The sequence below is a fragment of the Povalibacter uvarum genome (genome assembly GCF_014202975.1).
Lineage (GTDB): Bacteria > Pseudomonadota > Gammaproteobacteria > Steroidobacterales > Steroidobacteraceae > Steroidobacter > Steroidobacter uvarum.
In genome coordinates, this window is the sequence record NZ_JACHHZ010000003.1 from 258803 (window position 1) to 276936 (window position 18134).

The 18134-nt window shown below is 63.1% G+C and carries 15 protein-coding genes; 9 read left to right on the forward strand and 6 right to left on the reverse strand.

The window, feature by feature from the left end; genetic code table 11:
* Positions 1-4: 4 nt before the first annotated feature.
* Positions 5-640 (reverse strand): 2-dehydro-3-deoxy-6-phosphogalactonate aldolase, encoded by a 636-nt coding sequence (locus HNQ60_RS12545; protein ID WP_184332262.1) that lies wholly within the window; start codon positions 638-640, stop codon positions 5-7.
* The gene (locus tag HNQ60_RS12550) at positions 630-1556 is read right to left on the reverse strand and encodes a 2-dehydro-3-deoxygalactonokinase (RefSeq protein ID WP_184332264.1); all 927 of its coding nucleotides are present in this window, start codon (positions 1554-1556) and stop codon (positions 630-632) included. The genes HNQ60_RS12545 and HNQ60_RS12550 overlap by 11 nt, the downstream gene beginning before the upstream one ends.
* A gap of 248 nt (positions 1557-1804) precedes the next feature.
* Here HNQ60_RS12550 and HNQ60_RS12555 point away from each other — a divergent pair, with 248 nt between their 5' ends.
* A complete protein-coding gene (locus HNQ60_RS12555; protein WP_184332266.1) occupies positions 1805-2194 on the forward strand; it encodes a hypothetical protein in 390 nt (129 codons plus the stop codon).
* Positions 2195-2243: 49 nt separating this feature from the next.
* On the opposite strand, the gene HNQ60_RS12560 is transcribed toward HNQ60_RS12555, so the two are convergent.
* Positions 2244-2432 (reverse strand): HIG1 domain-containing protein, encoded by a 189-nt coding sequence (locus tag HNQ60_RS12560; protein WP_184332268.1) that lies wholly within the window; start codon positions 2430-2432, stop codon positions 2244-2246.
* Positions 2433-2575: 143 nt separating this feature from the next.
* Here HNQ60_RS12560 and HNQ60_RS12565 point away from each other — a divergent pair, with 143 nt between their 5' ends.
* On the forward strand, positions 2576-5317 hold the full coding sequence (locus HNQ60_RS12565) for an exo-rhamnogalacturonan lyase family protein (RefSeq protein ID WP_184332270.1): 2742 nt from the start codon (positions 2576-2578) through the stop codon (positions 5315-5317).
* A 16-nt stretch (positions 5318-5333) separates the two neighbouring features.
* On the opposite strand, the gene HNQ60_RS12570 is transcribed toward HNQ60_RS12565, so the two are convergent.
* A complete protein-coding gene (locus tag HNQ60_RS12570) occupies positions 5334-6059 on the reverse strand; it encodes a hypothetical protein (protein ID WP_184332272.1) in 726 nt (241 codons plus the stop codon).
* 102 nt (positions 6060-6161) lie between these two features.
* On the opposite strand from HNQ60_RS12570, the gene HNQ60_RS12575 reads away from it, so the two are divergent.
* Both HNQ60_RS12575 and HNQ60_RS12580 read left to right on the forward strand, forming a co-directional pair.
* A complete protein-coding gene (locus HNQ60_RS12575) occupies positions 6162-7562 on the forward strand; it encodes a winged helix-turn-helix domain-containing protein (protein ID WP_184332274.1) in 1401 nt (466 codons plus the stop codon).
* 102 nt (positions 7563-7664) lie between these two features.
* On the forward strand, positions 7665-7889 hold the full coding sequence (locus HNQ60_RS12580; RefSeq protein WP_184332276.1) for a hypothetical protein: 225 nt from the start codon (positions 7665-7667) through the stop codon (positions 7887-7889).
* 74 nt (positions 7890-7963) lie between these two features.
* Here the strand turns inward: HNQ60_RS12580 and HNQ60_RS12585 are convergent, their stop codons facing one another.
* Positions 7964-8677 carry a DUF6250 domain-containing protein gene (locus tag HNQ60_RS12585; RefSeq protein WP_221304172.1) on the reverse strand — a complete coding sequence of 238 codons (714 nt, stop codon included), beginning with the start codon at positions 8675-8677 and terminating at the stop codon, positions 7964-7966.
* A 34-nt stretch (positions 8678-8711) separates the two neighbouring features.
* Between HNQ60_RS12585 and HNQ60_RS12590 the strand changes: the two genes are divergently transcribed.
* The 5 genes from HNQ60_RS12590 to HNQ60_RS12610 all read left to right on the forward strand — a co-directional run bounded on the left by HNQ60_RS12590 (position 8712) and on the right by HNQ60_RS12610 (position 16606).
* Positions 8712-9521: a lytic transglycosylase domain-containing protein gene (locus HNQ60_RS12590; RefSeq protein ID WP_184332277.1), complete on the forward strand. Its 810-nt coding sequence runs from the start codon at positions 8712-8714 to the stop codon at positions 9519-9521.
* A 13-nt stretch (positions 9522-9534) separates the two neighbouring features.
* Complete coding sequence (locus HNQ60_RS12595) at positions 9535-10803, forward strand: MFS transporter (RefSeq protein ID WP_184332279.1); 1269 nt, start codon at positions 9535-9537, stop codon at positions 10801-10803.
* A gap of 123 nt (positions 10804-10926) precedes the next feature.
* Positions 10927-12252 (forward strand): putative porin, encoded by a 1326-nt coding sequence (locus HNQ60_RS12600; RefSeq protein WP_184332281.1) that lies wholly within the window; start codon positions 10927-10929, stop codon positions 12250-12252.
* A gap of 89 nt (positions 12253-12341) precedes the next feature.
* Positions 12342-14654 (forward strand): NADP-dependent malic enzyme, encoded by a 2313-nt coding sequence (locus HNQ60_RS12605; protein ID WP_184332283.1) that lies wholly within the window; start codon positions 12342-12344, stop codon positions 14652-14654.
* Complete coding sequence (locus HNQ60_RS12610) at positions 14651-16606, forward strand: tetratricopeptide repeat-containing sulfotransferase family protein (protein ID WP_184332285.1); 1956 nt, start codon at positions 14651-14653, stop codon at positions 16604-16606. Before HNQ60_RS12605 ends, HNQ60_RS12610 begins: the two co-directional genes overlap by 4 nt.
* Here the strand turns inward: HNQ60_RS12610 and HNQ60_RS12615 are convergent.
* The gene (locus tag HNQ60_RS12615) at positions 16603-18063 is read right to left on the reverse strand and encodes a flavin-containing monooxygenase (RefSeq protein ID WP_184332287.1); all 1461 of its coding nucleotides are present in this window, start codon (positions 18061-18063) and stop codon (positions 16603-16605) included. The two genes, HNQ60_RS12610 and HNQ60_RS12615, sit on opposite strands and share 4 nt — an antisense overlap.
* Positions 18064-18134 lie beyond the last annotated feature (71 nt).

Consider the following 18134-nt stretch of genomic DNA (forward strand, 5'->3'; position numbering starts at 1 on the left):
GGAGTTATGCGTTGCGGCCGGCGGCGGCGTTGTATCGTTCTACGACACGCCGGGCGCGCTGCGAGATCTCTTGCGTCGAATACGTCGGACGGAACAGCTCGGACCCGAATCCGAACCCTGCTGCCCCGGCCTGGAGCCACTCTGCGATGTCGTCGGCGCCAACCCCGCCGACAGGATAAACGCGAACGTGCTTCGGCAGCACGTCGTTCAATGCCTTGAGATGGCGAGCGCCATAAGTTGCCCCCGGAAAGAGCTTCAGGTGGCGGGCGCCGGCCTTGATCGCGCTGAAGGCCTCCGTTGCGGTGGCAATGCCGGGGAAGTCGACCATGCCGAGCTTCACAGCCGCGCGGATGACGTCCGGGTCGCTGTTGGGGGAGACGATCAGCCGGCCGCCGGCGTCATGCGTCTGTTGAACCTGTTCAATCGTGAGCACGGTTCCGGAGCCGCAAAGGCAGGTGTCGCGGAACTTGTCGCTCAGCAGCCGGATGCTCTCGAGCGGCTGCGGTGAGTTGAAGGGGACTTCGATCGCCCGGATACCGGCATCGAAGAGGGCGTTCCCGACTTCGATGGCGCGTTCAGGCTGCAATCCACGCAGGATCGCAACCAGTGGGACTTTCTCGAGCAGCGATTCAAGCGACATTGACCCGTCCCGTTCGCAGTGAGTGAAGCAGGGTGAGCCCCGCCAGCGATGCTTTCGATCCGTCGACCGCATTCATTGAGACGTTCAGCACGGCGCAGGCACGACGATAAAGTGCCGTCAGTTGCGCGCTTGCGAGGACGGTGATGCCGCCCACGTCCGCAAACGTGCGGCGTGCGGCGAGGATGTCCTGGCCGATGATCAATCCCGAGAGGAAGGCCGGCGCCTGCTCGCGAGTCAGTTCGCCGAGGACCTGGCGGCTGCGGCATTCGAACAGCAGTTGCGAGAGTGCGGCGTCGGGGAAGCGCTGCACGTGGGCGATCGCTGTTCCGAACGTTTCGCTTATATCGCCCGCCGGTGTGTCGGAGCGGACGAGGACGCTGTGATCGTTGATGACGGCGAAGAGCTCGCCGGTCACGGAGGTGAGGAACTCTTTCACCACGCCGTCCTCGAGCACGACCCACTTGGTATGAGTGCCTGGCAGGCAGAGCAGGTGATGGCCTTTCTGCAACTCTGGAGCCAGTCGCAGCGCGCCGAGAATCTGGGTCTCTTCGCCGCGCATGACATCGGGCGCATCGAAGCGATTGCGGCACGAGAGTCCGGGTGCGATGAAGATGTTGCGCGTGTTTACGCGAGTCATCGAGCCGGCGATTCGATCCGGTGGCGCGGGGCAGGGCACGTAAGGAACGTTGATCCAGCCGATGGTCGACCCGACCATGCCGCAGAGAATCGCAGGGAGCGATCCGTGTTCGCGGATCCACGGGGCCGTCAGCTCATCGAACACAGCTTCGAATCGCGACTGCGATTGCGCGGCGCCTGGCCCATTGGTCGTTGCCAGCGCGGTGCCATCGGCGTCGGCAAGCACGAGACGCAGGTTCGTCGTGCCCCAATCGCCGGCGATGAAAGCGGGTGCCCCCATGAGATCTCTTGGTTTGTCCGTCCGGAGTCGTGTTTCGTATAAATATGATAAATAGCCGGGCCGTGGCAAGCCAAGAGATGACCGACGCCCGCGGCTCGGGTTTTTCCCCATGCGTTCAGGGATTCCCTCATGACCTCCATTGTTATACCCAACATGGGAGGTTTCGGGCTAAATTGCTGCACCGGGCCACGTGCAAAACCTCAGCATTTTCAGGCTCGAACCCCGTTACCAGTCCAGGGAGTCTTCTGATGCGAGTCCTTTGTCTATTTGCGCTGGCGACCCTCGCCGCGTGTTCTTCGCAGTCGCCCAAAGATGCAGCGGCGCCTGCTGCCGTTCTCGCCGAATCCGCTGCTCCGGCTGCTACTGCCGCGCCGGCAGCTACGCCCGCCGCCGCGACTGCTGCAGTCAGCGATGACTTCGAAGAGTTCAAGCCACCCGCTGGTTACAAGCGCAAGGTCGAAGACGGTCGGATTCTTTACTGCACCAAGGTCGTGGTGCTCGGCTCGCGATTCCCGAAGGACGAATGCCGCACCCAGGCTGAACTGGAAGACATGGCAGTGCAGGGCGCCAGCATGCGCGGCGAGATGGGACAGAGAGGAGCGATTTGTTCGGGCGCCGCAGGCTGCGCGAGCAACTGATCGGCTATCGTCGTCATCCCCGCTTTCGCGGGGATGACCTCGCGCTTCTTCAGCGCATCATCACAGCGATCACGAGCAGGGCGAGCGTCAGGGCCTGGAAGCCCACGCGCGTCCACATCAACGGCGTGCTGAACTCGCGATCAGCAGAGCCGCCTCCCGACATCGCCAGCAGTCCCATGAACATCGTTGCGACCGTGGCACCGATCGCGAGGACGATGAGAATCGTCAGCATATCCATGATCGAAATCCCCCGAGCCGTTGTGTTGTCTACGGGCTGACTATAGCAACAAGCGCGGGACGGGGTGTGATCGATAATGATCGATAGTGATTGATAATGATCGTTGAAGCATGCTAAATCTCGGGCACCAGCCTGGGGGATACATGCAAAAAAAGCTTTCGCGCCGTCAGTTCATGGCGGTCAGCGCCTTGGCCGCCACCGCCGCCACCAGTCATTCCCGCGAAAGCGGGAATTCATCCTCATCTCTGACCCCCGCCAATCCCGGCCCCGGCGCCTGGTTCAACTGGCTGGACGGCGACGCGCCAAAAGTCGCGACCGGCCAGACCTGGGGCATGCCGTGGCCGCGCGGCAAACATCGCGCTTCAACCCGCTTCTCAGTACGCGACGCCTCAGGCTCGCGAGTCGCCGTTCAGACCTGGCCTATCGCGTACTGGCCTGATGGTTCACTCAAGTGGACTGCGCACGCGACTTCGGCAACAGCGTCGCTCGGCGCGGGGCCTTTCGAAGTTGTACCGCAGGCCGCGAAGAGCCCGGATTCCAGTTCGCTGAGTGTTCGTGAGACGGATGCTTCGATCGAGATCGATACCGGGGTGCTGCGTTGTCGATTGCGGCGCACGGGGAAGGTGTTCATCGAAACGATAGCGCGTGGCGATCGCAATGTTCTTCGCGATGCGCAGCTCGTGGTGCTGCGACAGGATCGTCCAGAGACTGATGCGCTCGGCGCCATCGCGCGCGAATCCTTCGATAGTGAGATCGAGCGCGTGACGGTCGAACAGCGCGGCCCGATTCGCGCTGTCGTGAAGATCGAAGGCAAGCACGCGAGCGCGAATGGTCGGCGCTGGCTGCCGTTTGTTGTCCGGCTCTACTTCTATGCGGGCAGCGACGCGGTGCGGGTCATTCATACGTTCATTTTCGATGGCGATGAGGCGAAGGACTTCATCAGCGGCGTCGGTCTGCGTTTCGCGGTGCCGATGAGCGACGTGCTGCACGATCGTCACGTTCGATTTGCCGGCGAAGGCGACGGCGTATTCGGTGAGGCAGTGCGCGGACTCACAGGTCTACGACGCGATCCCGGCGCTGCCGTGCGCGCGGCGCAGATTGCAGGGACCGCGACGCCAGCCGTCGAAGCATTTCCGCCCTACGTGGCGCAGCGTCTCGATCTGATTCCCTGTTTTGGTGACTGGACGCTGTTGCAGGCGAGCGCGGATTCCTTCTCGATTCGCAAGCGCACGGCGGAAGGTCATGCGTGGCTCGACAGCGATCGGGGTCGGCGCTCATCTGGACTTGGCTACGTCGGCGGTCCGAGCGGCGGCGTTGCCTTCGGCCTGCGCAATTTCTGGCAGAGTCATCCTGCACAGCTCGATATTCGTAACGCCGTGAGCGACGCAGCGCAGGTCACGATGTGGATGTGGGCGCCGCAGGCGGGCGCGATGGATTTGCGCTTCTATCACGACGGGCTTGGGCAGGACACATACGAGAAGCAGCTCGAAGCGCTGGAGATCACGTACGAAGACTACGAGCCCGGGTTCGGAACTGCGCAGGGCGTTGCGCGAACCAGCGAAGTCATGTTGTGGGCGCTCGCGGCAACGCCTGAGCGCAGGCGATTCGTCGAGTTGGCGGCAGCGCTTCGCCAGCCGGCCGCATTCGTCGCGAGTCCTCAGACGCTGTTCGAATCGGATGCGTTCGGCGGAACGTTCTCGCTGCCGGATCGCTCGACGCCGAAACGAGCGGTGATCGAGGAACGACTCGACTGGCAGTTCGACTTCTACGCGAAGCAGCAGGATCAGCACGGCTGGTACGGCTTCTGGAACTACGGCGATGTGATGCACACGTACGATGCCGATCGTCACGTATGGCGCTACGACATCGGCGGCTACGCGTGGGACAACTCCGAGCTGTCGACGGACATCTGGTTGTGGCTCTACTTCATGCGGACAGGTCGCGCGGATGTTTTCCGATTTGCCGAAGCGATGACGCGCCATACGGGCGAAGTCGACGTGCATCATCTCGGCCGCTTCGCGCCACTCGGTTCGCGTCACAACGTCATGCATTGGGGCTGCAGTGCGAAGCAGTTGCGCATCAGCACGGTGCTGAATCGCCGGTACTACTACTACCTCACGGCCGACGAGCGCGTCGGCGATCTCATGCGCGAGCAGATCGAGGCCGCGCAGGCATTGCGAGCGATTCAGCCCGGTCGCAAGTTGCCAGGCGAGCGTGCGAGCAAGCGGCCGCCGCCTGATGCAGATCATGCGTGGCTGGGTTTCGGGACGGACTGGGGCTCGATCGCGGGTGCATGGCTCACCGAATGGGAGCGCACCGGCGACGCGAAGATGAGCAACAGGCTTCTCGCCAGCATGCGCACGATCGGCGGTCAGCCGAAGGGATTCTTCACGGGCGCCCAGCGCCTGAATCTCAACACTGGCGCGTTCGACATCAGCAAGGAATCGAACGTGAGCATCTCGCATCTGAGTGCGGCATTCGGTTTGCCGGAAGTGTGCGCAGAGCTCGTGCAGCTACTCGATGTGCCCGAGTTCGAGCGAGCGTGGGTTCAGTACTGCGAGTTGTTCAATGCGCCTGCGGCAGAGAAGCAGAGGGCTCTCGGCGGAGGCGGCGATCCGCCGAATCTGGTGCAGGGCCATTCACGACTGACGGCGTTCGCTGCGCATCGCAGGAATGATCCTGCGTTGGCCCAACGTGCGTGGCGGGAGTTTCTCGGCGGATCGGCTGGCTATCCGGCTACACGCGAGTTTGAGTCGACTCGCATCGTAGGGCCTGCGGTGCTCAATCCGGTCGATGAAGCGGCATGGGTGTCGACGAATTCGACGGCGCAGTGGGGGCTCGCGGCGATCGAGTGTCTTGCGTTCGCGGGGGAGGGGCTCGAATAGCGCTTGCTCTGTCATCCTATGACCCGAACATCGTGCGCGCCAGCCGCGCGACCTGTTCTCCGATCGGAAAATACCAATCGCTGCGTCCGATCATGAGTCGCACCGGCCACGACGCGATGATCGCGATGCCGCCGACCACGTAGACAGGATGTACCACCCGGTGCCTGCGCCAGTCGTGCACGAGGCAGGCGGCGACGAACAGCCCTGCGCATAGCGGGATCAGAAGGTCCCGATGCGGCTGCAGGTCGACCATCCGCAGGATGCGCGCAGTCGCCGGGCTGATCGACGCGATGAAGCCCAGGATCATGAATCGCCGATGGAGCGCCGGCCGACGGCGGTAGGCGATACCGAGCGCGATGAACACCGCGAACAGCCCGATCGAGGTGAACCCGATGATGGAGAACTGCGGCGGCGCCAGTCCTGATGGACTGACGTGGTTCGAGATGGCCGTCTTGAAGACCGACAGCACGCCGACGGTCACGACGATGCCGGCAAACACCGCACTCGCGATTCCCAGCTTGCGGTGCAGGTCAACGCGATGGGCGGCGACCAGACCCACCTGTCCGAGAAAGAGTGCCATCCAGAGGGTGAACACGACGGCGTGTACATGCAGCAACGTCGTCAGCGGCGGCGGGGCGGTCAGGATGCGGAGGTAGTAGCTGGGTGCAAAGCCCACGACGACGAATGCTACGAGTGCCAGCACGATCAATAGGTGGAACCGGGGACGGCGGACGGCTGCCATGGAGCAACTCCTCTTGGGACGGACGTCCAAATTGGCCTTCGGAACACCCGTTAAGCCATTAGCGGGCGCTTGGATTGGCCTTACTTCTTTATTATTCGGCCAATGGAACGGGGAGCTCTGCAATTCGACGGCTGGACGGTGGATCGCGTCTCGGGCGAGATCTCGCGCGACGGCCACATGAATCGGCTGCCGCAGCAGCCCCTGCGCGTTCTGATCGAGCTCACCGACCGGGCGGGCGAGGTCGTCACGCGCGAACAACTCGTCAAAGCGCTGTGGCCGAACGGAGTCGTCGACTTCGACAACGGTCTCAATGTCGCAGTGCGCAAGTTGCGCGTCGCGCTCGGTGACGTCGGCGAAGAATCGCGGTACGTCGAGACTTTGCCGCGCGTCGGCTATCGGTTCATCGGCAAGCTGGGCGCGGCCGCGCCGCCAGTCGCGATCGAGTCGACGCAGGCTCGGTCCGGGCGCCGCATGTGGATTCTCGCGGCGTTCGCGTTGGTTGCGTTGACTGCATGTTTTCTCTGGTTTTTCTGGCGAAGCTCTGACGGAGCCCGCCACGTGCCGAGCGCCCGCGCGGAGGAGCTATACGTCGAGGGCATGCATCAACGCTCGCGGCGCGACGTCGACGCGACCGCGCTCGCACTTGCCAAGCTCGAAGAGGCGATCAAGGAAGATCCCGAATACGCTGAGGCGTGGGCGGGCTACAGTCGCACGCTCTCGGGCGCAGTCGTGCGCCAGCTGATGACGCCGATGGAGGGGCTGCCAAAGGCCCGCGCCGCCGCTGAGCGTGCGCTCACGCTCGATCCCGAGGTTGCAGATGCGCATGTGACCTTGCTTCACATCCATATGGACTTCGACAAGGACTTCGCCGCGGCGACAAAGGATCTGGAGCAGGCACGCCAGCTCGGCCTCAGCACCGCCAGCCTCTGGCACTACTCCGCGATGTGGCATGCCCAGCAAGGGCGGGTCGAGGAGGGGCTCGCGGACATGCGTCGTGCCCGGGGCATGGAACCGATGACCTTGCTGCTGTCATCCAATTACGCGCTGATCCTGTTCAACGCGCGCCGCTACGATGAGGTGATCGCACTACTTGCGCCGATTATCGAGGCCAATCCGGGGTTTGACACGGGTCGCAGCGTGCTCGCGCGAGCGTTCACGGCTACAGGTCGCTTTGACGAGGCACTTGCGCAGCTACAGGCACGCAAGGATATTGGTGCGTGGCAGGGCGATCTCGGCGTGCTCTACGCGAAGACGGGCCGGCGCGAAGATGCGCTGCGCGAAATCGCGCGGCTCGAGACGCTGCAGAGTCGCGGCTTCGGCGAGTCGTACGAACTGGCGACCATCTGGGCGACACTTGGGGAACTGGATTCGGGGTGTGAGTCGTTGGCACGCGCGCTGACCGACGGGTCGTTTCTCGTGAACTGGATGAGGCTCGACCCGCGCATGGATCCTCTGCGCGGGCGCAAGTGCTTCACGGATGTCGAGAAGAAGCTCTACGAATAGCCGGGCCCCCTCAGGCCGGCAGGCCAGATCGGAGAATTACGGACTTGCCTGCGCGAGGCGGCCGCTCTAGCTTCTGGCCACTTGCCCCGTGGGAGAAAAGCCATGAGCCAGAAGGCTGCTCATATTGCGCAAGTCATTCACCGAACTTGCGCCGGCTGCGGCCACGTAACTCACTACGACGGCTCCGCCCTGACACCGGAACAGCTTGGGGTGCTGCAATCGCTCAGCTGTGAAATGTGTGGCCATTCGGAAGCCGTCATCATGATGACGGATCACGAGCCAGCCGTATTGTTTACGTTTGCTCCGCTGCCTGCCGATTCGCGTTGACTGCTGGCCAAGGGGACGGGCGCCAGACACTGGCTCACATCCGCATGAGTGGTTGATGCGGTAGGTTTGTATCCCTACTTCAACGCATACACCCTGAACTTCTCCAGCCGCAGATGACTCTGTGTCGTGCGCAGCGCGAACCAGCCTTCGCGATAGGGTTCATCGTCGGTGAACTGAATCAGCCGTTCGTTGTTGCGCCAGTACTCGATCTGCGTCCCGCGCGCGATGACCGTGATCGTCTGCCAGCGATTCGCCTTGAGCAGTGTCTCGGGCGACGAGAGGTCGTGCTCGGGCAGCAGCGGGCGAGTCACCGGATCGCCGATGTAGCGGCGAAAGCGCGTCGTCGTGTTGCTGTTGCCGCCGAGGCCGACATAGTAGGTCAGCAGATTGTTGTAGTCGTCGAACTTGCCGCTGCGCTTGCGGGCGTACACGGGTGAGACGCCGTCGCGATTGCGCGCCATCCAGAAGCAGTTGAGATCGCTGACGCGATCGTTGCGGCCGCCGGCCGACACGGCCATGGCCTCGAAGACGATCGCCACCGGGCCGCGCAACGCAGGCTTGAACCACAACGTCGCGCCCGCGGGTACGTCGACGTTCAGCATGCCGATGTTCGCCGCAACGACGCCGGGCTTCTCGAGCTCGACATGCCACTGTCCCAGACCTTCGCGAAAATCATCCTTGAACAGCAACTGGCCGAACTGCGCCGAGGGGTGTTCCGGCGCGGATTCAGCCGCGACAGCCATTCGCGCGAAGCTCAGGACGATCGCCAGCAGTATTCGCGAAGCCATAGCCGATTCTAACGTCGGGCCGTAACATTCCTCCATGCCACGACGACCTGCCGCAAAACGTTCGACCCGTTCCCGCAAGCGCGGACGGCGTTGGGACAAGAAGTGGCTCAACCTGTGGCGCGGCGCTCCTTTCGAAGTGCAGCTCGTAACGGCCGTCGTCGCCATCGGCATCGTCTGGCTCGTGACGAACGTGTTGTATCAGGTCATCCGGAAGCCGTCAGAGCTCTTCTTCCCCGTCAGCGGCACGTTGTACAAGTCGCCTGGAGAAACCTGGGATTCGTATTCGACGATCTTCAAGCGTCATTCGACGGCGACGATCTCGGCGGAGTTTCTTGCCTCCCTGGCGCAGGTCGAAGGCTCGGGCAACCCGATCGTCCGCACTTACTGGCGCTGGTCGTGGACGCACAAGCCGTTCGAGGTCTACCGGCCCGCGTCGAGCGCGGTCGGGATGTACCAGATCACCGACGGAACGTTCGAGGAATCGCGCCAGTACTGCATTCATGACCATCGGGTCGTCGAGGACGGTCCCTGGAATGACTGGAAGTCCTGCTGGTTCAACTGGCTCTACATGCGCGTCGTTCCGAGCCACGCTGTCGAGTTGACATCGGCTTATCTCGATACGCGCGTCGCGATGGCTTTGCGGAAGGCGGGTATTCGCAACGCGACGGTGGCGCAGAAGCAGGATCTGGCAGCTGTGATTCACTTGTGCGGTGCTGGCGCAGGGGCCAGGCATGCAGCGCGTGGATTGCGCATCACGCCGGGTCAGCGCTGCGGCGATCACGATGTGCGCGGCTACGTATCGCGCGTGAATCGAATGAAGAGAGTCTTTGCCGGCTTCGGCTGAAGGGACAACAACAATGAGCAACTCGCCGCGGCAGATCCTGTTCGCCAGCCTGATCGGCACGACGATCGAGTACTTCGATTTCTATATCTACGCGACGGCGGCGGTGCTCGTCTTTCCGCACCTGTTCTTTCCCAACAGCGATCCCGCGTCGGCGACGCTGCAATCGTTCGGGACGTTCGCACTCGCGTTCTTTGCGCGTCCGATCGGTTCGGCGTTGTTCGGGCACTTCGGTGATCGCGTCGGGCGGAAGGCGACACTGGTCGCGGCGTTGCTGACGATGGGGCTCTCGACGGTCTTCATCGGCATGCTGCCGACGTACGAATCCATCGGGATCGCAGCGCCGCTGTTGTTGTCGCTGTGTCGTCTCGGACAGGGATTGGGTCTGGGTGGAGAGTGGGGCGGAGCTGTGCTGCTCGCGACCGAGAATGCGCCGCCGGGGAAGCGCGCCTGGTACGGCATGTTCCCGCAGCTCGGTGCACCGATCGGTTTCATCTGCTCGACAAGTGTGTTTCTGTTGCTCACGCATTTTCTCAGTGACGCAGAATTCTTCGCCTGGGGCTGGCGCGTGCCTTTCCTCGCGAGTGCGGTACTCGTCTTCGTCGGGCTGTATGTTCGTTTGCGTCTCACTGAGACGCCGGCGTTCCAGGCTGCCATCGATCGCAATGAACGAGTACGCCTGCCGATGCTGACGCTGCTGCAGCAACATCCGCGGGAACTGGTGCTGGGCACGTTCGCCGCAGCCGCGACGTTCGTCATCTTCTATCTGATGACCGTGTTCACGCTGAGCTGGGGAACGACAGCGCTCGGTTATTCGCGGCAGTCATTCCTGCTGCTGCAGATCGTCGGTGTGCTGTTCTTCGCGCTGACGATTCCGCTGTCGGCAGTGGTCGCCGACAGGGTCGGGCGGCGAACGATGCTCATCGCGGCGACGATCGGAATCATCCTGTTCGGGTTGACGTTCGAGCCGTTCTTCGGGCCGGGCAGCGCATGGCGCGTTGCGGCATTCCTTTCCATTGGCCTGGGATTGATGGGGTTGACGTACGGGCCGCTCGGCACAGCCCTGGCGGAGCGGTTTCCAACGTCGGTCCGCTATACCGGCGCGTCGGTCACCTTCAACCTGGCCGGCATCGTGGGCGCGTCGCTCGCTCCCTATGCCGCGACCTGGCTCGCGACGCATTACGGCCTGGCGTACGTCGGCTACTACCTCTCGGTCGCCGGGCTGGTCACGCTGGTGGCCCTGCTCCTGATGCGACCTGCCGCGCACGACTCGGGGATTCCCTGAGCCGGCGATTACGGCACACTCTGAAACTAATGGGTTTGGGCGCTCCTTTGGCACTTTGCTGCCGATGACAGAACAAGCGACGCGCACGCACCGTGCGGGCGCCGTCGCGGACAGGAGAATCAGATGTCGAAGATCATGAGAACGATGATGCTGGCCTTTGCGGTGCCCTTTGCGTTGCTTTGCGCAGCGCCTGGAGTGAACGCGGCTTCCGATCCGGACGCGCTGGCACGCGCGCTGGAGCAGGTGAACCGTCGCCTCGACCAGCTGGAACAGCAGAATCAGCAGCTGTCAGCCCGCGTGGACGAGCTGACGAAACAGAACGACTCGCTGCGGGCCGGGAATGCAAGCCAGCCAGCGGTCGCCCCGGCCGCCGCACCGGCACCTGCTGCTCAGGTCGCCAAGGCGGATCCGAAGGCCGTGCCCGCTGACGAATGGGCATCGCGCATCAGGTGGGGTGGCGACTTCCGCTTCCGCGAGGACTACACGGACAACAGTCTCAACCCGCACACCCGTGCTCGCGAAACGGTGCGTGCCCGCATGAGCGCGGCTATCACGATCAACGATCAGTTCAAGGGCGAAGTCGGTATCGGCACCGGCAATGATCCTCGTGGCGGCAGCCTGACGCTGGGCGAAGCTTCTTCGCGCAAGTACGTCGGTCTCGACCTGGCCTACATGAGCTGGCGTCCGATCGAAGAGGTCACGCTCACTGGCGGCAAGATGCGCGAACCCTATGTTCGCCCGGGCCGCAGCGCGTTCTTCGACAATGAAATCCGTCCGGAAGGCCTCGCGGTCAACTACCGCGACAGCCGCGGCATCTTCGGCAACGCGTTCAACTTCTGGCTCGAAGAGCGTGCCGCGATGGACGACTCGAAGCTGCGCGGCGGCCAGGTCGGCTGGGACGGTGCGCTCGGTGCCACCAAGGTCAAGTTCGGTGCGGGTTACTGGGATTATCACAACGTGCAGAACCGCTTCCCCGGTTTTGCGAACAGCCTCGTTTCCGAGTTCGGCAACACGATCTACGGGACGGGTGCGGGTGCGCGCTTCGCGTATGACTACGACATCGGCCAGCTCTTCGCCGAGGCGACGTTCCCGGTCGGCGGCATCCCGCTGAACCTGTTCGCTGACTACGGCCACAACTTCGAAGCCGACAACGGCCTCGACACCGCGTACTCGATCGGCTTCCTCCTCGGCAAGGCGAGCAGTCCCGGTAAGTGGGAAGCCGGCGTGTTCACGCAGAAGGTCGAGAAGGACGCGCTGTTCGCGCAGTGGACGGACTCCGATTACGGCAACGGCCTGACCGACAACGACGGCTACGCCTGGCGCGTCGCGTACATGGCCATGAAGAACGTGCTGCTCAACGTGACGTATTACGACACGCAGTTCGCCGTCGATGTGGGCAACGAAGCCGACTACGACCGCTGGCAGCTGGATTTCAACTTCACGTTCTGATTTGCACCGCCAAAAGGGGCCTCCGGGAGGCCCCGATTCCCCACTTCGGGCATACTTCGCCCCCCGACGAAGATGACCGAAGCAGGCCGATGAGTCAGGACAGTTCCCCCGTCAATACGCGCGAAGATCTGCGGCAGGCCGCGCTCGTCTATCACGAGACTCCAACCCCCGGAAAGCTGTCGGTCACCCCGACCAAGCAGATCACGAACCAGCGGGATCTGGCCCTGGCGTACTCGCCCGGAGTCGCGGCGGCGTGCGAGGAAATCGTCGCCGATCCGATCAATGCATTCCGTTACACCGCCCGCGGCAACCTCGTGGGAGTGATCACCAACGGCACGGCCGTCCTGGGTCTCGGTGCGATCGGTGGACTCGCCGCGAAGCCGGTGATGGAAGGCAAGGCGGTGCTGTTCAAGAAGTTCGCCGGCATCGACGTCTTCGACATCGAGATCAACGAGAACGATCCGGATCGTCTCGTCGACATCATCGCGGCGCTCGAGCCGACCTTCGGCGGCATCAATCTCGAAGACATCAAGGCGCCGGAATGCTTCACGGTCGAGCGCAAGCTGCGCGACCGGATGAAGATTCCGGTGTTCCATGACGACCAGCACGGCACGGCGATCATCGTGTCGGCGGCAGTGCTCAATGGTCTTGCCGTCGTCGGCAAACGCATCGACGAAGTGAAACTCGTCGTCAGCGGCGCCGGTGCAGCGGCACTCGCCTGCGTCGATCTGCTGGTCGATGTCGGATTGCCGGTTCGCAACATCTGGCTGACGGATCTCGCCGGCGTCGTCTATCAGGGCCGTGCCGAGCTGATGGACCCGGAGAAGGAACGCTTCGCACAGCCGACGCAGTTGCGCACGCTTTCAGAAGTCATTGCTGGCGCGGACGTATTCCTCGGGCTGTCGGCGGGCGGCGTGCTGAAGCCGGAAATGCTGACTCACATGAAGTCGCGTCCGCTGATCCTCGCGCTCGCGAATCCGACGCCGGAGATCCTGCCGGAGATCGCGAAGGCAGCGCGACCGGACGCGATCATCGCGACGGGTCGCAGCGACTATCCGAACCAGGTCAACAACGTTCTCTGCTTCCCTTACATCTTCCGCGGCGCGCTCGACGTCGGCGCGACGACGATTACACGCGCGATGGAAATCGCCGCCGTTCACGCGATCGCCGATCTCGCGCGTCAGGAACAGAGCGATATCGTTGCGAGCGCCTACGACACTGAAGAGCTGTCTTTCGGCCCTGACTACCTGATTCCGAAGCCGTTCGATCCGCGGCTCATCATCAAGATCGCGCCAGCGGTTGCGCGAGCGGCCGTGGAGAGCGGCGTGGCGACGCGTCCGATCACGGACATGGATGCGTACCTGTTGCGGCTGCAGCAATTTGTCTATCACAGCGGCACGTTCATGAAGCCCGTGTTCGCGGCCGCGCGCAAAGTGCCGCCGGAGCGCTCGCGCATCATCTATGCGGAAGGCGAAGAGGAGCGCGTGTTGCGCGCCGCGCAGATCGTGATCGATGAAGGCATCGCGCGACCGACGCTCATCGGTCGTCCCGCCATCATCGAGAACCGTATTCAGCGCTACGGCTTGCGCCTGAAGCCCGGCAAGGATTTCACGATCGTGAATCCCGAGCACGACGAGCGTTATCGCGAGTACTGGCAGGAGTACCGGCGCATCATGGCGCGTCGTGGCATCACGGCTCAGTACGCGAAGCTCGAGATGCGCCGTCGCACGACGCTGATCGCTTCGATGCTGCTGCGCATGGGCGAGGGCGACGGAATGATCTGCGGCACGATCAGCACGACCGTGCGCCATCTGCGTTACATCGACGATGTGATCGGTCGCGCGCCGGACGTCAGTGTGTATGCGGCGATGAACGCGCTGCTGCTGCCGAATCGGCAGATCTTCCTCGTCGACACGCACGTGAATCTCGATCCAACGGCTGAGCAGCTTGCCGAGATCACGCTGATGGCGGCAACGGCCGTTCGCCGCTTCGGCATCGAGCCCAAAGCAGCTCTGCTCTCGCATTCGAATTTCGGTACCAGCGATTCGCCCTCGGCGCAGAAGATGCGTCGCGTGCGTGAGTTGCTCGAAGCGCGCTCACCGGATTTCGAGTTTGACGGTGAAATGCACGGTGACAGCGCGCTGAACGAAACGCTGCGCAAGGCTGCATTGCCGGAGTCGACGCTGACCGGGTCGGCGAACCTGCTGGTCCTGCCGAATCTCGATTCCGCGAACATCGCCTACAACCTGCTCAAGACCGCGGCGGGCAACAACGTTGCGATTGGTCCGATCCTTTTGGGTTGCGCTGCGCCGGTGAACATCCTGACGGCATCGGCAACGGTACGCCGCATCGTGAACATGACGGCGCTGACCGTTGCGTCCGCCAACGCAGCTCGCGGATGAGCGAACAGAGTTTCTCGGAATCGATGGAACGCGGCCTCGCGGCACATCGCGAAGGCCGGATGGCTGATGCGCTCGTCGAGTATCGCGCCGCGCTCTCGATCAAGCCGCAGGATGCCGAAGCGCTGAGCCTGATGGGGCTGGCGCTGATGCATGGCGGACGAACCAACGAGGCACTGATCCTGCTCGGGCGTGCTGTCGATATCGAGCCGCGCACGGCGGGGTTCCGCGTGAATCTCGCCGAAGGTTTTGCGCGTGCGGGGCAGAACAGCCGGGCGTTGCAGGAGTTTCGTGCGGTTACCGAACTGCAACCCGACCACGTCCACGCATGGGATCGCAGCGGCGATCTTGCCGCTTTGCTCGGCGATCAGGCGGCAGCTGTCGACGGCTGGGGCCGGGCGTACCTGGTCGACTATCGCAGCATCGAGTCGGCTCTCAAGATTGCGCGTCTCGAGATTGCCCGCGGTCGCGTAGATGTGGCGTCGAACCTGATCGATTCCGTTCTGTCGCGCTCTCCCACGGAGCCGCGCACGCTCGCAATCAAGTGTCAGCTCCTCGAGAGCCGTCGGGATTGGCAGGCGCTCGCGGATGTCTCTGCGACCTGGACCCGGGCACGACCCGAAGACGCCGAGGGCTGGCGCAGCGCCGCGCGGGCGGCGTTCGAGCGCGGGCGTCATGTCGAAGCGGTCACGGCGTTCAAACGCTCGCTTGCGTTGAGTCAGCCGACGGCGGCCGACTGGTACGCGCTATCTGGCCTTTGCATGCACGCGATGGATCTGGCCTCTGCAGCGGAAGCGCTGGACAAGGCGGAAACGCTCGCGGCGCCCACGTCTGAAACGCTGGCCCGTCGGGCGATGCTGTTGATGTACGACGGCCAGTTCGCGAGGGCGGAGGAGCATTGTCGTCGCGCGCTGGCTCTCGATGCAGGCAACGTGTCGGCGATCACGACGCTGAGTCGCTTGCGCAGCGGGCGTATGTCCGATGCCGAACTGCAGATGGTGGCGAGCCTGAGCCGCCGGCCAGACCTGGATGCGGAGACGCGAATTGCGGCTTCGGTCGCCGTTGCGCACGCGCATGATGCGCGTGGTGAGATCGACGCGGCATTTCGCGCATACAGCGATACGCATGAGATCGCACTGAACCGGGACCAGGCTGTGGGACGCGCGTACGACCGTGTCTTCGTTGAGAAGCGCGCGGAGCGGATCATCGAACTGTCGAGAATCACGCTTCCATCCATGACGCCGCTCGACGGCGCGATGCGACCGATCTTCGTCGTGGGGATGCCGAGATCGGGCACGACGCTGATCGAAAGCGTCCTGTCCGTCCATTCGCGCGTCTTCGCAGTGGGCGAAAGATCGACGATGCAGCAGATCCTGCGTGCCTGTCTGGAGCTGGACGTCAGAGGTGCGGTGCCGGATGCGGAGATCCTGCGTTCCTGGATCCAGGCGTACCTCACCGGATTCCCGGTGACGGCGGCGAAGGATCATCTGACCGACAAGCATCCGCTCAACTTCGAGGCTGTCGGGATCATCGCCGCGCTTTTTCCGGAAGCGCGCATCGTTCACGTGCGTCGCAATCCGCTGGAGACAGGCCTGGCGATCTTCCGCCAGGAGTCAGAGAAGCCCTGGAGTTTCGCGCATCGCCTGGAAGACATTGGTCATTTCTACGGCGTCTATGCGCGGCTGGCCACGCACTGGGAGCAGCACCTGCCCGGGCGATTCGTGACCTTGCAGTACGAGCAGTTCGTCGCTGACTTCGAAACCGAGGCCCGGCGGCTCGTCGAAGGATGCGGGCTGGGATGGGAAACGGCTTGCCTGGATTTCCAGGATGTGTCCCGGCAGATCGCAACGGGCAGCGGCGTCGCGCGTTACGCTCAGTACCTCGATCCATTGGTTGGCGAGCTGAAGCGCGCCCGTGTGAATCTGGAAACAGGCGCGCTCGATCCTCTGCCTTAACTCGCCGGCTTCGAGAACTCCATCGTTCCATCGTCGACGCGCCCGAGTCGCAGCGCAAGGATGTCCAGCGCGTAGTTCTGATAGAGGCGCCACGGAGTCTTCGAGCCCTGCTTCGGAAACTTGTCGAGCGTTCGCTGCACGTAGCCCGAAGAGAAATCCACCCACGGCATCTCGGTGATCGACGGATCGTTGCGACGCGGCGTGCATTGGCGATAGCCGCGGCGATCCATGTAGTTCAGCAAGCGGCACACGTACAGGCAGGTGAGGTCGCACTTCAGCGTCCACGAGGCATTCGTGTACCCGAACGACGACGCCAGGTTCGGCAGGTCGCTGTACATCATTCCCTTGTAGCTCATCTTCTTCGACATATCGACGGCCGCGCCGTCGACCGTCATCTGCATGCCGCCGAGCACCACGAGATTCAGGCCAGTCGCGGTGACGATGACATCAGCGTCGAGATGCTTGCCGGATCGCAACTGGATGCCGTTCTCGGTGAACGACTCGATGTGATCGGTGACGACGGATGCGCTGCCGGCCTTGATGGACGCGAACAGATCGCTGTCGGGCACGAGACACAGGCGTTGATCCCACGGGTTGTAGCGCGGGGTGAAATGCGTCGCGATGTCGTACTCCGCTCCGAGCTCCTTCTCCACGCCTTTACGGATCAGCTTCTTCATCGCGTCCGGCGTGTGACGGGTCAGCTGATAGAACAGCATGCCCATCAGCACGTTCTTCCAGCGCACGAGTCCGTAGGCTATTTTCGACGGCAGGAAACGTCGCAGCCCATTCGCGATCGCATCTTCCGCCGGTCGCGCGATGACATAGGTGGGCGACCGTTGCAGCATCGTCACGTGCGCCGCCGTCTTTGCCATCTCAGGAACGAGCGTCACGGCTGTCGCGCCGCTGCCGATCACGATGACGCGCTTGCCCGCGTAGTCGATGTCCGGCGTCCACTTCTGCGGATGAACGATGCGGCCCTTGAAGCTGGCGGCGCCGGGAAAGTCAGGTGTGTAGCCGCTTGCGTAGCTGTAGTAGCCGCTGCACATGAACAGGAAGTTGCATGTGAAGCGCACGGTCTCGCCAGTCGCTTTCTCTGCTTCGACGGTCCATCGTGCATCCGGTGTCGACCAGGATGCGCGTTTGACCATGTGATTGAAGCGGATCTTGCTCTCGACGTCGTTCTCTCGCGCTGTCTCGCGGACGTAGCTCAGAATGGACGGTCCGTCGGCGATGGCCTTGGCGTGCGTCCACGGCTTGAACGAGTAGCCCAGCGTGTACATGTCCGAATCGGAGCGGATGCCGGGATAGCGGAACAGGTCCCATGTCCCGCCGATGCTGTCGCGTCCCTCGAGGATGACGTAGCTCTTGCCGGGAGATTCCGCGTGCAGGTGACAACCCGCACCGATCCCCGACAGGCCAGCGCCCACGATCACCACGTCAAAGTGTTCGATCGACATAAGCTGCGATTCCCCCGGTGCAGCATCTTACTGGTTCGAACGAGTGGGTGGCCAGCGACAGGGTGATTCGC

Excerpts from the sequence above, each read along its gene's own strand:
- HNQ60_RS12560 (WP_184332268.1), bottom strand. The coding sequence starts at position 2,432 with ATGGATATGCTGACGATTCTCATCGTCCTCGCGATCGGTGCCACGGTC.
- HNQ60_RS12545 (WP_184332262.1), bottom strand. The coding sequence starts at position 640 with ATGTCGCTTGAATCGCTGCTCGAGAAAGTCCCACTGGTTGCGATCCTG.
- HNQ60_RS12555 (WP_184332266.1), top strand. The coding sequence starts at position 1,805 with ATGCGAGTCCTTTGTCTATTTGCGCTGGCGACCCTCGCCGCGTGTTCT.
- HNQ60_RS12565 (WP_184332270.1), top strand. The coding sequence starts at position 2,576 with ATGCAAAAAAAGCTTTCGCGCCGTCAGTTCATGGCGGTCAGCGCCTTG.
- HNQ60_RS12615 (WP_184332287.1), bottom strand. The coding sequence starts at position 18,063 with ATGTCGATCGAACACTTTGACGTGGTGATCGTGGGCGCTGGCCTGTCG.
- HNQ60_RS12585 (WP_221304172.1), bottom strand. The coding sequence starts at position 8,677 with ATGGCTTCGCGAATACTGCTGGCGATCGTCCTGAGCTTCGCGCGAATG.
- HNQ60_RS12575 (WP_184332274.1), top strand. The coding sequence starts at position 6,162 with ATGGAACGGGGAGCTCTGCAATTCGACGGCTGGACGGTGGATCGCGTC.
- HNQ60_RS12605 (WP_184332283.1), top strand. The coding sequence starts at position 12,342 with ATGAGTCAGGACAGTTCCCCCGTCAATACGCGCGAAGATCTGCGGCAG.
- HNQ60_RS12595 (WP_184332279.1), top strand. The coding sequence starts at position 9,535 with ATGAGCAACTCGCCGCGGCAGATCCTGTTCGCCAGCCTGATCGGCACG.
- HNQ60_RS12580 (WP_184332276.1), top strand. The coding sequence starts at position 7,665 with ATGAGCCAGAAGGCTGCTCATATTGCGCAAGTCATTCACCGAACTTGC.
- HNQ60_RS12600 (WP_184332281.1), top strand. The coding sequence starts at position 10,927 with ATGTCGAAGATCATGAGAACGATGATGCTGGCCTTTGCGGTGCCCTTT.
- HNQ60_RS12590 (WP_184332277.1), top strand. The coding sequence starts at position 8,712 with ATGCCACGACGACCTGCCGCAAAACGTTCGACCCGTTCCCGCAAGCGC.
- HNQ60_RS12610 (WP_184332285.1), top strand. The coding sequence starts at position 14,651 with ATGAGCGAACAGAGTTTCTCGGAATCGATGGAACGCGGCCTCGCGGCA.
- HNQ60_RS12570 (WP_184332272.1), bottom strand. The coding sequence starts at position 6,059 with ATGGCAGCCGTCCGCCGTCCCCGGTTCCACCTATTGATCGTGCTGGCA.
- HNQ60_RS12550 (WP_184332264.1), bottom strand. The coding sequence starts at position 1,556 with ATGGGGGCACCCGCTTTCATCGCCGGCGATTGGGGCACGACGAACCTG.